Genomic DNA, 12,962 nt, shown 5'->3' on the forward strand with positions numbered 1-12,962 from the left:
TATTCTACCATATTTGCCTCCCGGAATGATACTGCAAACGGCAGATGGCAAGGAAAAAGTCAGTTGTTTTTCACTGCTTGCTTTTTATACTTTTTCTTCGTTGCTTCCCCGCCGCGCAAATGGCGGATCGATTTATGGTAATCGAGAATTTGTTTGACTTCTTGGGCCAGTTCCGGGTTGATTTCCGGCAGCCGCTCGGTCAAGTCTTTATGCACGGTGCTTTTGGATACGCCAAATTCTTTCGCAATGACGCGAACGGTTTTCCTTGTCTCCACGATATACTTGCCAATCTTGATCGTACGCTCTTTGATGTAATCGTGCACACCACTCGCCCTCCCTAGGTTGGATGTGAGAAGTGAGAAGTGTGAAATGAGACTCGTCTTGCCAATGATGGGCGCCGCTTTCGTTGGATGTCTTAGAAGCGTCTTCATCGCGTCGCTTGCCGGTTGTGAACGATCCCCACCTCAACCACTCTCATTGCTGTTCAATTTGTAACATTTTATTAGACAAATCGGGCATATATACCAGAAATATCAAGGCGGACAACGGTTTTTTCACAATTTTTTTGCGGTTTGTAACGAGAGCGAAATGGGAAACGACTATATTATAAAGAGGTAAAAAGGAGGCACCGACATGGGCAAAGGAAAAGTGATCGGCATCGCCGCGGCGTTAGCAGGGGTAGCGGCAGCGAGCGCACTGCTCGTGCATGTCAATGCCGACGAACGGCCGCAAGCGAAAGACGATTTGCTTGCCCCAGCGCCATCAGGCAAACCGGCGCCCGCGGGCGGAAAAGGCATCATCGCCGGGACGCTTGAGCCATCGCTGACATATGAAAAACAAAACGGGGCATACGTGTTTACCTTCACGGTGAAAAACCAAACCGAACGCGTGCAAACGGTGACGTTTACGAGCTCGAAAAAGTATGACTACGTTTTATACCGCGATGGACAAAAGATGAAGCAGTTCAGCGAAGGGAAGATGTTTGCGCAAATTTATGAGGAACGGCCGTTAAAACAGGGGGAAGAGCTGTCGTTTCAGGAAACGTTCCGCGACCTAGAACCGGGGACGTATACGCTTGAGTGGTGGCTCGCTGATCCAAACTGGCCGAACGCGCGGGCGAAGGCGACATTTACGGTCGAGTGAAGGCGCTGCCGGTTTGCCTTCGCGGCTGTTGCCGCGCTCGCCATCCGGCGTCTAAATTAGGAAAACGCTCCTGTCCCGAGCGCTTTTTGCGGCCTTTTCCAACAGGAATTTCTGCATCGATGTTCTTTTTTGCCCGCGCTGCCACAAAAAGAGGGATGCTCACCCATGGATGAAGCATCCCGTTGCAGCGCCGAAAAGATTTTCCCTGCATTACGACAAAAAGAAAGCCCCATACACAAGCGCCAAGACGATGACGTACGCTGGGTGGATGCGCCATTTGCCCAGCAGCAAAAAAGCGCTCGCGGCGGTGAGAAACGCCGTTTGGCCGAGCCCGGCCCCTTCGTACGATTCGCGGAAAAGGTCGATCGCCATAATCCCGAGCATCACGGCGATCGCTGGGCGGATGTAGGCGGTGAGCCGCTTCACTTGCGGCGCGTCTTTCCATTTGTACAAGAGCTGCAAAAGAGCCATCAGCAAAATAAGCGACGGAGCGACGCTGGCAAACACTCCGATGGCAGCGCCAAGGACGCCGGCTTGTTCGTATCCGATATAACCTGCCATTTTCGTCGCAATGGGGCCGGGAAGAGAGTTGCCAAGCGCCAGCACCTCGCTGAATTCGTTGACCGTCATCCAGCCGTAGCGGTCAACGACCTCGTGCTCGATGAGTGGGATGGAAGCCGGGCCGCCGCCGTAGCCGAGAATGCCGGGCCAAAAAAAGGCGAGAAACAGCTGCCAGTAGATCATGACGACGCCCTCCTTTCTCCGCCTTTGTCTCTATCCACCGCCTTCGGCTTGCTTCGGCCGACAAACGCGGCCGCAAGCAACACTGCGACCACAAGCGCCGGATGAAGGCCGAGCCACTGCAAGGCCAAAAAGCAGGCAAGAAGGAGCAGGGCGGCCGGCCGCCAGCCGAGGGCGGCGCGCGCCTGTTTGGCGAACTGCCACGTCATCTCGGCAAGCATGACGGCCACGACCGGCACGACCGCTTTGGTCATCCCAGCGACCCATGGTGTGTCTTTAAACGAGGATAAGGCGGCCAACAGCACGATCATCAACACGACCGTCGGGGCCGTCGTCGCCAACACGGCGTTCACTAAACCGAGCGCGCCGCCGACACGGTAGCCGATATAGCCGGCAAGCTTCGTGGCGATCGGGCCGGGCAAAGCATTGGCGATGGCCAGAATTTCAGCGAATTCTTCATCCTCCATCCAGCGGTATTTCGCCACCACTTCAGCGCGCACAAGCGGGATCGAAGACGGGCCGCCCCCATATCCAAGCATGCCGACGCGGAAAAAAGCGAGAAACAAATGCCACTGGTTCATCGAAGTCATCCCTTTATCGTGAGTCTCACCAAGCGGCCACCGCACCGTCCGTGCGCGGCTCCGTCCCGGCGGCGAGCACGCCGGTGTCAGGATCGCGCCAAATGATTTGCCCGCGGCCGAACAGTCCGCTGTCCAACGCCAAGCGGATGTCATGCCCTTTGCGGGCGAGCGCTTCAGCGATATGGCGCGGGAAGTGCGGCTCCACCAATACCGTTTTCCCTTCCATCCACTGCCAACGTGGCGCATCGAGCGCCGCTTGCGGGTTTAAGTCAAAATCGATCGTGTTCATGATCACTTGCAGATGCCCTTGCGGCTGCATAAATCCGCCCATGACACCGAACGGGCCGACCGGCGCGCCGCCTTTGGTCAAAAAGCCGGGGATGATCGTATGGTACGGCTTTTTCCTTGGCGCCAGCCCGTTCGGATGGCCTTCATCAAAGGCGAAGTTATGGCCGCGATTGTGCAAGGCAATGCCCGTTCCTGGGACGACGAGGCCCGAGCCGAAGCCCATGTAGTTGCTTTGAATATAGGACACCATATTCCCTTCGCCGTCCGCGGCGGCCAAATAGACCGTTCCGCCTTTTGGCGGCGTTCCCGGCTCCGGCGTCAGCGCCTCCTCGCCGATTTGCGCCCGGCGCATCGCGGCAAACGATTCCGACAACAGCTCGTCTGGGCTGCAGTTCATATAGCGGCAGTCGGCGATGTACGCTTTCCCATCGGCAAAGGCAAGCTTCATCGCCTCGATTTGCCGGTGGTGCGTCTCGACATCCGGCACGCTCGGCACGTCAAACCCGTTCATGATGTTGATGGCCATCAACGCGACAATCCCTTGGCCGTTCGGCGGAATTTCCCACACCTCATAGCCGCGGTAGGAGACGGAGATCGGCTCGACCCATTCCGGTTCATACTCGGCGAGGTCGTCCGCCGCCAAAAAGCCGCCGTATTGCTTCGAGAAGGCGGCGATTTTTTCCGCCAGCTCGCCGCGGTAAAAGCTTTCCGCTTCCGTTTCGGCAATGGAGCGCAGCGTCGCCGCATGGTCCGGCGAGGCCCACACTTCGCCGATCTTCGGCGCGCGGCCGCCCGGCGCAAACGTCGCAAACCAGGCGGCAAACTCCGGCCCGCGAAGCGCTTCTTTGTATGTACGAAACGCCGCAGCCCAATACTTTCCGAGCACTGGCGAAACCGGATAGCCGTTTTCCGCATAGGCGATCGCCGGTGCGAGCGTTTCCACAAGCGGCAGGCGGCCGAAGCGCTTTGACAGCGCCGCCCACGCCGCCGGCGCCCCCGGAACGGTCACCGGAGCAAAGCCGTATTTCGGCATCTCTGTATAGCCGCGCTCTTTCAGCGCTTCAATCGAGATCGCTTTCGGCGCATAGCCGCTCGCGTTTAATCCGTACAGCTTCCCGTCCGTCCAAACAAGGGCGAACGCATCACCGCCGATGCCGTTCGATGTCGGTTCGACAACCGTTAAGCAAGCAGCCGCAGCGATCGCCGCATCGATGGCATTGCCGCCTTTTTTCAACACCTCAAGCCCCGCCTGCGCCGCGAGCGGCTGCGATGTCGCCACAACGCCGTTTTTGGCGAACACCGTCATCTGCTGCGATGGGTATGGGTGGTATAGGTAGTCCATGGCAGTTCCTCCTTACTTCACTTCATGGCAAGCGACAAAATGACCTGGAGCCGCTTCTTTCCACTCCGGCCGCTCTTGTTTGCATCGTTCGGTCGCCACCAGGCAGCGCGTATGGAACGGACATCCTTTTGGCGGGTTGGCCGGGTTCGGCAAATCCCCTTCAAGACGAATGCGCTCCCGCTTCGCGCCTGGCTTCGGCCGAGGAATGGCGGACAGCAATGCTTTTGTATATGGATGGAGCGGATTGGCATACAACTCCCGAGATGGAGCTAGCTCCACCGTATGGCCTAAATACATGACAAGCACCCGGTCGCAAAAATGACGAACGACCCCTAAATCGTGGGAAATGAACAAATACGTCAGTTCATGTTTTTCTTGGATGTCTTTTAACAGTTTAATGATTTGCGCTTGAACCGATACGTCCAACGCAGAGACCGCCTCATCGCAAATAACGAGCGACGGGTTTAAGGCGATCGCTCGGGCGATGCCGATCCGCTGTCGCTGCCCGCCGCTGAATTCATGCGGGTATCGGTCGTAATGTTCCGGACGAAGCCCGACTTCTTGAAGCAAATGCAATACCCGCTCTTCGCGTTCGGCCTTTGTCATGTTCGTATGGATGATAAACGCTTCCTCCAAGGCATGTCCGATGCGTTGGCGAGGGTTGAGAGACGCATACGGATCTTGAAACACCATCTGCATCTCTTTTTTCCACTTTTTGCGTTGCCGTTCCGGCAAACGGCTGATCTCTTCCCCCCGAAAGAAGATGGCGCCCCCCGTCGCCTCTTCAAGGCCAAGAATCGTCCGGCCAAGGGTCGATTTTCCACACCCTGACTCGCCGACGATGCCAATGCTTTCCCCGGCAAATACATCAAGGGAAACGTTCTCCACTGCTTTGACGTAGCCTTGGATGCGTCGCAACACTCCCCCTCTGATCGGGTAATATTTTTTAACGTTTTCCAACTTAAGAAGTGGCTGCTTGGACTGGCTCATGGCTGTGAGCACCCTCCTCTAGCCAGCAACGGACAGAATGGTTGTTGCTGATTTTTCTCTCCAGCGGCGGCGCCGTGCGGCATCGGTCGGTCGCAAACGGACAGCGCGGGTGGAAGCGGCAACCGTCAATTTGTTCATTTAAACTGGGTAACGTCCCCGGAATCGGTTCGAGCGAATACTCCTCATCATCCACGCTTGGCACGGATTTCAACAACCCTTTTGTGTACGGATGGCGCGGGTTGGCGAAAATACTTTCGACATCGCCTTCTTCCACTTTCTCACCAGCATACATGACCATCACTCGATCCGCCATTTCCGCGACCACGCCCATGTCATGAGTGATCAAAATGACGGCCATATTCAATTTTTGTTTCAACTCATTGATCAAATCCAAAATTTGTGCCTGAATGGTCACATCCAAAGCAGTTGTCGGTTCATCCGCAATGAGCAAGCTCGGATGACAGGCAAGCGCCATGGCGATCATGACACGTTGCCTCATCCCGCCGCTCAACTCATGCGGGTATTGTTTCATCCGCTTTTCCGGAAATGGGATGCCGACTTGCTTGAGCAGCTCAATGCTTTGTTCGTGCGCTTCCCGTTTTGACAGTCTTTTATGAAGCATCAATGGCTCACGAAGTTGATAACCAACTGTAAACACAGGGTTGAGCGCTGTCATTGGTTCTTGGAAAATCATCGAGATTTCATTGCCGCGAATGCGGCGCAACTCTTCTTTCGGCAATTTCACCAAGTCGCGTCCTGCAAACTCAATCGATCCGCTCTCAATCTTCCCGTTGTTAGGAAGCAACCCCATAATCGACAGCGAGGTGATGCTTTTCCCGCACCCTGATTCGCCGACAATGCAGAGTGTTTCTCCTTTGCGGACGGAAAAAGAAACCCCCCGCACGGCGGAGACTTTTCCCTCCGCCGTGCTGAAGGTCGTGACAAGGTTCTCGACACGCAACAATGTTTCAGCCATGCTATCCCCTACTCTCTATGAACGTGATAGAGCGACCATTGTCCTGTCGGATCGATCTCCAATCCTTTCACCGATTGATCAACAGCCGCCGTCACGACGCCATGGTTCATTACAACAACGGCAGCATCTTTCAACAAGAATTCATTCGCTTCTTTCAACTTTTGTTTCCGCACTTCTGGATCGATCGTCGTACGTGATTCTTCGACAAGTTTGTCGAATGTCGGGTTGTTGTAGAACGTCCGGTTCGATACTCCAGCGTTTTTCGAATGGAAGTTTGGATAAAACAGCTCGCTGCCATCCGCCGTGCTGTTGGTCCAACCAAGGAATGTGATATCGTATTTTCCTTGCTTTGTTGCATCAAGGAAGGTGCCCCACTCCATCGATTCAATTTCGGCGTTGATACCGACTTCTTTCAGCTGTGCTTGAACGATCTCCGCCATTTTCATGTAATTTGCCGTATTGGCGACCAAAATTTTCACTTTCGTTCCTTTATAGCCATGCTCTTCAACGAGCTGTTTCGCTTTTTCAGGATCATAGGTGTAAGCGACGTTTTCTGACGATTCATCATAACCGAACACTTTCGGACCGATGACGCTGTTTGATTTCACCCCAAGCCCTTTCAGCTGCTGGATATACTCATCTTTGTTGATCGCATAGGAAACCGCTTGACGGAAGGCAAGCTCGTTCATCGGTTTCTTTTTCATATTAAAGCCTAAATAGTAGACTGGTGTGCCTTCCTTTTTGATCAGCTGAACATTTTTCATCGATTCGACGCGGGACAACTGTTCAGCCGGGATATTGTCGATAAATTGCACATCGCCCGTTTGCAGCATCGAAATCGCCGTCGTCACTTCCGGAACAACTTTGAACGTCACTTTTTCCAACTTCGGCGCCCCTTGCCAATAGTCATCGTTTTTCTCTAATGTCACATGGTCGCCCGGCACCCATTCAACAAATTTAAACGGGCCAGTGCCGACCGGCTGTTTCATTAAATCTTGTTTTTGATCAGCCGTTGGACTGACAATGGAAGCGTTCGTATGCGACAAGGCCGCCAACATCGGACCATACGGGTATTTCGTTTTGATCACTACCGTGTAATCATCTTTCACTTCCACCGATTCGACCGGTTCAAGAAGCGATGCCCTTGGCGCCGCTGTCTTCGGGTCTCTTAGTTTATCAAACGTATACTTGACCGCTTCCGCGTTAAAGTCGGTGCCATCATGGAATTTAATTCCTTTTTTCAATTTGATGACCCACGTCTTATCATCCGGAGTTTCATACGATTCCGCCAAATGCGGCTTGATTTCCATCGTCTCCGGATCACGGACGAACAACGTTTCATACACTTGCTCGATAACGGCAGACGAGACGGAATCGTTCGTTAAAATCGGCGAAAGGCCAACGACGTCAGATGTCGTCGCATACGTCAATTCCTGGGCGACGTTTCCTTTCCCTTGCGAACTGGACGAGGCGTTGTTAGAAGCGGATTTGCCTCCGCATCCGGCCAACGCCGCGGAAACGGCAAGAACAAAAGCAAGCACAACATACGACCAATACGTTTTCTTTTTCACTGGCTTTCCCTCCACACTATATATAAGTTTTTTATTGATTGATATCCATGTTTGGATCCAGCGCATCGCGCAATCCGTCGCCAACGACGTTAAAGGCGAAAACGACGAGCATAATAGCGATGCCTGGAACGACCGTCATGTGCGGCGACGTCCACATAAACGCCTGGCCAGCGGCAATCATGGCCCCCCACTCCGGCGTCGGCGGCTGAGCGCCAAGCCCCAAATAGCTGAGCGAGGCAGCAGATAAAATGGCAGTTGCCATGCGCATCGTCGCAAACACAATGATCGGCGCCAAACAGTTTGGCAAAATATGCTTGATGATAATGCGGGCGTTGCTCGCCCCGAGCGCTTTCATCGCCAAAATATATTCGCGATTTTTTACTGACAAGACGCTGCCGCGGACGATGCGGGCGCATGTCGGGATCGACCAAATACTGATAGCGATCGCCACATTAATCAAGCCGGTGCCTAAAATGGCGATGATAAGCATGGCAAGCAAAATTCCCGGAAACGCAAACAGCAAGTCGACAATCCGCATGATCAGTCCGTCGAGTTTTCTGTAATACCCTGCTAACAGGCCGAGCACCACCCCGCCGATCAGCCCTAAGCTGACGGAAACGATGCCGACAACGAGGGAAATGCGAGCGCCATACACGATGCGACTCCAGATATCCCGCCCGTAGTTATCGGTTCCGAGCCAATGTCCATCGGAAAAAACCGGCAGCTCAGCCGCTGACAAATTTTGCTTTATCGGATCATGGGTGGCGAGCCACGGGGCGAAGATGGCCATGAGTACTTGAATAGCGATGATGACAAGCCCCACAACTGCCAACTTGTTTTTCAGCAACCGCTTGATCGTGGTGATGTACATTTTTTCTTTCTTGCGTCCAAGGCCGGCTGTGGCATGGCCTGTATTCACCGCTGCACCGGTTTCCATCGATTTTCCCCCTTTCTATCGTTCTTTTAATCGTAACTAATACGCGGGTCGATAAACGTATAAATAATGTCAACAATCAGGTTGACTAAGACAAACAACGTAGCAACAAGCAAGACGGAGCCTTGCACCATCGGGAAGTCCCGGGCGGCAATGGCTTGCACCATCAGGCGGCCGACGCCGTTAATGGCAAAAACCTGTTCGGTGATGATCGTGCCGCCGAGCAAAAAACCAAAGTTTAAGCCAATAACAGTAATGACTGGAATCATGGCGTTGCGCAAGGCATGCACCCAAATGACCGTCCGCTCTCTTAAGCCTTTGGCCCGTGCTGTCCGAATAAAGTCGGCTCGGATGACCTCGAGCATCGACGAACGGCTCATTCTCGCAATCATCGCCGCTGACCCGGTCCCGAGCGTAATGGCCGGCAGCACCAGCTGCTTCAACCCTTCTGCCGTATAAAACGGCTGATCCAGCCCGCCGACTGGAAGCAACTGCAAGTTGACCGCGAAAATTAAAATGAGTACGGTGCCAAGCCAAAAGTTCGGGATCGAAATGCCTGCCAAAGCAAAGACGGTGCTGGAGACGTCAAACCATGAATTTTGCCGGATGGCAGAAATAATGCCGGCAACGACACCAATGATTACCGCCACAATAATGCTGGCAATGGCTAGCTTAAGCGTGTTCGGAAACCGCGTCATGATCGCTTCCCACACCGGCTGCTTCGTTTGGTACGAATAACCAAGATCGCCATGGAGCACCCCGCTTATGTAACGGCCATACTGGACGAGAAACGGGTCGTTAAGCCCTAAATCTTCGCGGATGGCGTCGATGTCTGACTGTGATGCGGTCGGGCCAGCAATGATCGTTGCTGGGTCCCCCGGAGCGATATACATGCTCGTAAAGACAAGGAACGAGATACCGACCAATAGGAGGATAAGCTGAAAAAATCTTCTGACAATCATCCCCGCCATCATATTCACTCCTTTCTTTTGTTTATATAAAAGAGAATTTTATATGCATTTGTTAATTAAAATTAAATTGATATTTAACAAAGTTAATTTTTATTTTGTTTTTTATGATTATATAGGAATTCGAATCATTTTTCTACATAATTCTCAAAAAAAATTGAATTTTTTATTATGAATAAAAAACGCCCCTTTACGGGACGCTTTTTACCGGGCTTCACGGCCCTACCAGAGGCGGCGGCTACAACTTCAACCCCGTCCGACTCTTAAAGCGGCGAAGCAAAATATGGCTTTCAACTCTCGTAATGCCTTCCAACGCGTACAACTCGTTATTGATGAATTTTTCAAGGGCGGCAAAATCTTCAACGAGGACATGCATATGGAGTGTGCTCGGGCCTGTCATTTGGTAGCAGCTCGCTACATTCGGGTTTTCGGCCAGCTTTTGCGCTACTTCGACCAAATACGCTGGTTCACAGTCGACCTCGAAAAACGCTGAAACTTGCTTGCCGAATTTCTCTGAATTGATGACAACGGTGAACTTTTCAATCACACCGTGCTTGACGAGCTGATTGACCCGCTCGCGGACGGCGACGCGGGAGAGATTCAGTCGTTTGCCGATGTCGACATACGACATGCGGCCATCTTCAATCAACATTTCCAGAATTTTGCGGTCGATGTCATCTAGTTTCATCGCCTTGTCACCCGCCTAGCATCCATTTTTCTATCATTATAACGGCTCTAGCATGAGGTTAAAAGCTTTTTCAATCCCCGTCCGCAGCCCCTGCGGTGCAAAAGTCTCGTGAAACGACGATGAAAAAAGACCCGCCCGCTTGTCTTGGCAAACGGACAGGCCTTTTCGTCGCGTTTTTCGTTTCCTCTTGCTCGACGCCTTGTCGATTACGCTCTTGCCATGCCGATCGAGGCGTCTGGCGTTTTGTAGGATGAAGCGTCGTTGTTTTCGTCTTGATTGTTGTCGCTTGGCGTCGTCGAATGGTCGTCAGCCGATGGTTGTTCATTCGCTGGGTTTTCGTCTGTCGGCGCTGTTTCGTCACTTGGCATCAATTCTTTTTCTTTGCTCGTGGCGGCGCGATCGGTTCCCGTTTTGTCTTCCGCTTTGTCAGTCAAAGCCGTCAACGGTTTGTCGACATAGTCGATCGGGTTGACCGCCCGGCCGTCTTTGCGAATTTCAAAGTGGACGTGGATGCCGGCTTCTTTGTTGAATTCGCTTTGCCCTGCCTTGCCGATCACTTCACCTTGTTTCACCGTGTCGCCGGCTTCGACTTTCACATCAGCGAGCGATTGATAGACGGTCGTGACCCCTTGTTCATGATTGATTTCGACAACATATCCCAAAATCGGGTCTTTTTCCGCTTTCGTCACCGTGCCGCTTAAGGAAGCGGTGACATCAAACGTTTTGCCGTCTTGGCGCACAAGATCGATGCCTTGGTTCGGGTGGTACGTATGATCATAAAAGACGAGGGCTGCTTCCTGTTCTGCTTCCGATGCTTTGTCATCGTAGAATGGCGTTTTCACTTGCACCACATTTGGATCAAGCACCGGCATCGCAATCGTTTCGACCGTTTCATTGACCGGAACAGCCGGATTTTCTTGCTGGGCGGTGCCGTTTTTCGCCACGTTGTCTCTGCCCGTATTCTCCTCTTTGCCCAATTGGAACCAAAGCGCACCAGCGACGATTAATGCGGCAGACGATAAATAGATCGCCGGAAATACCCAACGTTTGCGGAACAGACGCTTCAGCGACGATTGTTTTTGTTCCTCTCTCATGTTCATCACCTCAGCAACCATTTTGAACAGAAAGAGGAAAAGATATACACATAGAAAATAATTTTTTCACTTATTTTTTGACATTCGGCTAGATTTTATACAAAAAATGAGGGGCGTCTCCCTGCCGTTTGCCCCGAACATTTGACAGAAAACCGGGGCGGCAGAACCCCGGTTCATCCATTTTTCGCGGTCAATTTGTTTAAAAACGCCGTCGCCGACGAAATATGAACGCCGCGGTAATAATATTTGACGATGTCAGCGTACGTTTTCCCTTCTTTGGCCATAAAGTTGGCTCCGTATTGGCTCATGCCGACGCCATGGCCGTAGCCTTTCGTCGTAATGATGATGTCATCTCCGTTGCGCACCCAGGTGAAATCACTCGACGGCAATCCGAGCCGTTCGCGCACATCGCGGCCCGTAAACGTCTTGCCGCCAATCTTCACTTCGCCGACGCGTCGGCCGGGAGTGCGCGATACAATGACGCCGACTGAGCCGTCAGCGGGCAGTTCGACCCCCAGTCTTCGCTCGAATTCCGCCACTGGCATCGTTTTTCGCTGGTAAAACTTCGGGGATTGTTTGTCCCATGGGCTGGCGACGCTTTTTAAATACGGAAAATCGCTTTGCCAATAGGCTTCCGAATTTTCCGTATAGCCGTTGCTTGTCGAAAAAAACAGCGCCTCGATCGGCTCATTGTTGTATGTCAAAATTTGCCCTTGCGTGTCCATCACCGCTTTTGTCACTTTTTTCATTTTCCAATCGTAGTCGCTGCCCCATAGTTTTCGCAGTTCGTCATCGCTGTAATAGACTTGATGAGCCACCGTGTCGGTCACATTCGCTCCTTTTGGCAGGCGAAACGGCTGGTTGGCGAGCAATTGCTTCACGATGTACGTTCTTGCCGTCAACGCTTGCGCCTTTAATGCCTCGAGTTCAAATTCGGCCGGCATTTCCGCCGCAACGACGCCGATGACGTATTGCTCGAGGGGAATATGTTCGACGCGTTGTTCTTTGCTTCGATAGACCGCCACGTCGATGGACGGCCCTTCGGCTGCCTGCGACCGTTGGACTTGTTCTTGCTTGTGCAGTTGTTCGGCCAATTTGGCCACCTTCCCGTCATAAAATGGAAGAACGAGCGCCGTCGGAATGACGAGGATGGCGACAAACAGCGAGAGAGCGAGCGCCATCACCGGTTTCAGTCGTTTCACCATAGCCGAGCCCCCAATATGCATTTTCCAAGCACAAGCGGACATCGCGAATGAATGCCTGCGTTGGCTTCGGTTCGTTACTATAGTTATGGGCTCGGACAAGTATATATGACAGTTTTCTTTCCAGCCAAAACCTTCATGAGCGCGTTTCGCACTCCGCCTAAAAGGCTGGTGAAAAACAACGGATTCGCTCAGTTTGTGAGAAATCGCAAGGAATGACGCTATGGTGTTTCAAGGTTTTTCCATTTGAGAAACACTGTTGGAGAACAGCATTTCCCCTTAAATCGCCAGCCTGCTAAACATGAAGCCGTTGAAAAAAGTCGATGACTGAATAGGGGGCGATGGAACAAGGGGGTTTTCGAAAGCACATGTTTCACCACCGTCGCGACTTGCTTCGCGCGATGCGATCAAGCTTATGGAGAAATTTCATCCTATTTCGCGCAG

The 12,962-nt window shown here is 52.6% G+C and carries 13 protein-coding genes; 1 reads left to right on the forward strand and 12 read right to left on the reverse strand.

Translation table 11 applies throughout. The features are described 5' to 3' along the window. Positions 1-59: 59 nt before the first annotated feature. Positions 60-323 (reverse strand): sporulation transcriptional regulator SpoIIID, encoded by a 264-nt coding sequence (gene spoIIID / locus DI44_RS00490; protein ID WP_008880665.1) that lies wholly within the window; start codon positions 321-323, stop codon positions 60-62. 310 nt (positions 324-633) lie between these two features. On the opposite strand from spoIIID, the gene DI44_RS00485 reads away from it, so the two are divergent. Further along, entirely contained in the window at positions 634-1,143 is a 510-nt protein-coding gene (locus tag DI44_RS00485; RefSeq protein WP_011232802.1) for a BsuPI-related putative proteinase inhibitor, read from the forward strand. A 210-nt stretch (positions 1,144-1,353) separates the two neighbouring features. Here DI44_RS00485 and DI44_RS00475 read toward each other — a convergent pair whose 3' ends face one another. The 11 genes from DI44_RS00475 to spoIID form a co-directional block, all read right to left on the reverse strand. Continuing rightward, positions 1,354-1,887, reverse strand: a complete 534-nt coding sequence (locus DI44_RS00475; RefSeq protein WP_033026602.1) for a chromate transporter — start codon at positions 1,885-1,887, stop codon at positions 1,354-1,356. Further along, complete coding sequence (locus tag DI44_RS00470; RefSeq protein ID WP_033026603.1) at positions 1,884-2,465, reverse strand: chromate transporter; 582 nt, start codon at positions 2,463-2,465, stop codon at positions 1,884-1,886. Before DI44_RS00470 ends, DI44_RS00475 begins: the two co-directional genes overlap by 4 nt. 25 nt (positions 2,466-2,490) lie before the next feature. Further along, entirely contained in the window at positions 2,491-4,095 is a 1,605-nt protein-coding gene (locus DI44_RS00465; protein ID WP_033026605.1) for a gamma-glutamyltransferase family protein, read from the reverse strand. Positions 4,096-4,107: 12 nt separating this feature from the next. Next, the gene (locus tag DI44_RS00460; protein ID WP_023633281.1) at positions 4,108-5,085 is read right to left on the reverse strand and encodes a dipeptide ABC transporter ATP-binding protein; all 978 of its coding nucleotides are present in this window, start codon (positions 5,083-5,085) and stop codon (positions 4,108-4,110) included. Next, on the reverse strand, positions 5,057-6,061 hold the full coding sequence (locus tag DI44_RS00455) for an ABC transporter ATP-binding protein (RefSeq protein ID WP_023633282.1): 1,005 nt from the start codon (positions 6,059-6,061) through the stop codon (positions 5,057-5,059). Before DI44_RS00455 ends, DI44_RS00460 begins: the two co-directional genes overlap by 29 nt. Positions 6,062-6,069: 8 nt before the next feature. After that, the gene (locus tag DI44_RS00450) at positions 6,070-7,632 is read right to left on the reverse strand and encodes a glutathione ABC transporter substrate-binding protein (protein WP_021321926.1); all 1,563 of its coding nucleotides are present in this window, start codon (positions 7,630-7,632) and stop codon (positions 6,070-6,072) included. Between the two features lie 31 nt (positions 7,633-7,663). After that, on the reverse strand, positions 7,664-8,569 hold the full coding sequence (locus tag DI44_RS00445) for an ABC transporter permease (protein ID WP_021321925.1): 906 nt from the start codon (positions 8,567-8,569) through the stop codon (positions 7,664-7,666). A 26-nt stretch (positions 8,570-8,595) separates the two neighbouring features. Continuing rightward, the gene (nikB, locus tag DI44_RS00440; protein ID WP_021321924.1) at positions 8,596-9,537 is read right to left on the reverse strand and encodes a nickel ABC transporter permease; all 942 of its coding nucleotides are present in this window, start codon (positions 9,535-9,537) and stop codon (positions 8,596-8,598) included. A gap of 235 nt (positions 9,538-9,772) precedes the next feature. Further along, complete coding sequence (locus DI44_RS00435) at positions 9,773-10,222, reverse strand: Lrp/AsnC family transcriptional regulator (protein WP_021321922.1); 450 nt, start codon at positions 10,220-10,222, stop codon at positions 9,773-9,775. A 206-nt stretch (positions 10,223-10,428) separates the two neighbouring features. Further along, complete coding sequence (locus DI44_RS00430) at positions 10,429-11,316, reverse strand: M23 family metallopeptidase (RefSeq protein ID WP_021321921.1); 888 nt, start codon at positions 11,314-11,316, stop codon at positions 10,429-10,431. Between the two features lie 173 nt (positions 11,317-11,489). Then, positions 11,490-12,521 carry a stage II sporulation protein D gene (gene spoIID / locus DI44_RS00425; protein ID WP_011232807.1) on the reverse strand — a complete coding sequence of 344 codons (1,032 nt, stop codon included), beginning with the start codon at positions 12,519-12,521 and terminating at the stop codon, positions 11,490-11,492. Between the last annotated feature and the right edge of the window lie 441 nt (positions 12,522-12,962).

Origin of the sequence: Geobacillus sp. CAMR5420, from assembly GCF_000691465.1 — a bacterium.
Lineage (GTDB): Bacteria > Bacillota > Bacilli > Bacillales > Anoxybacillaceae > Geobacillus > Geobacillus thermoleovorans.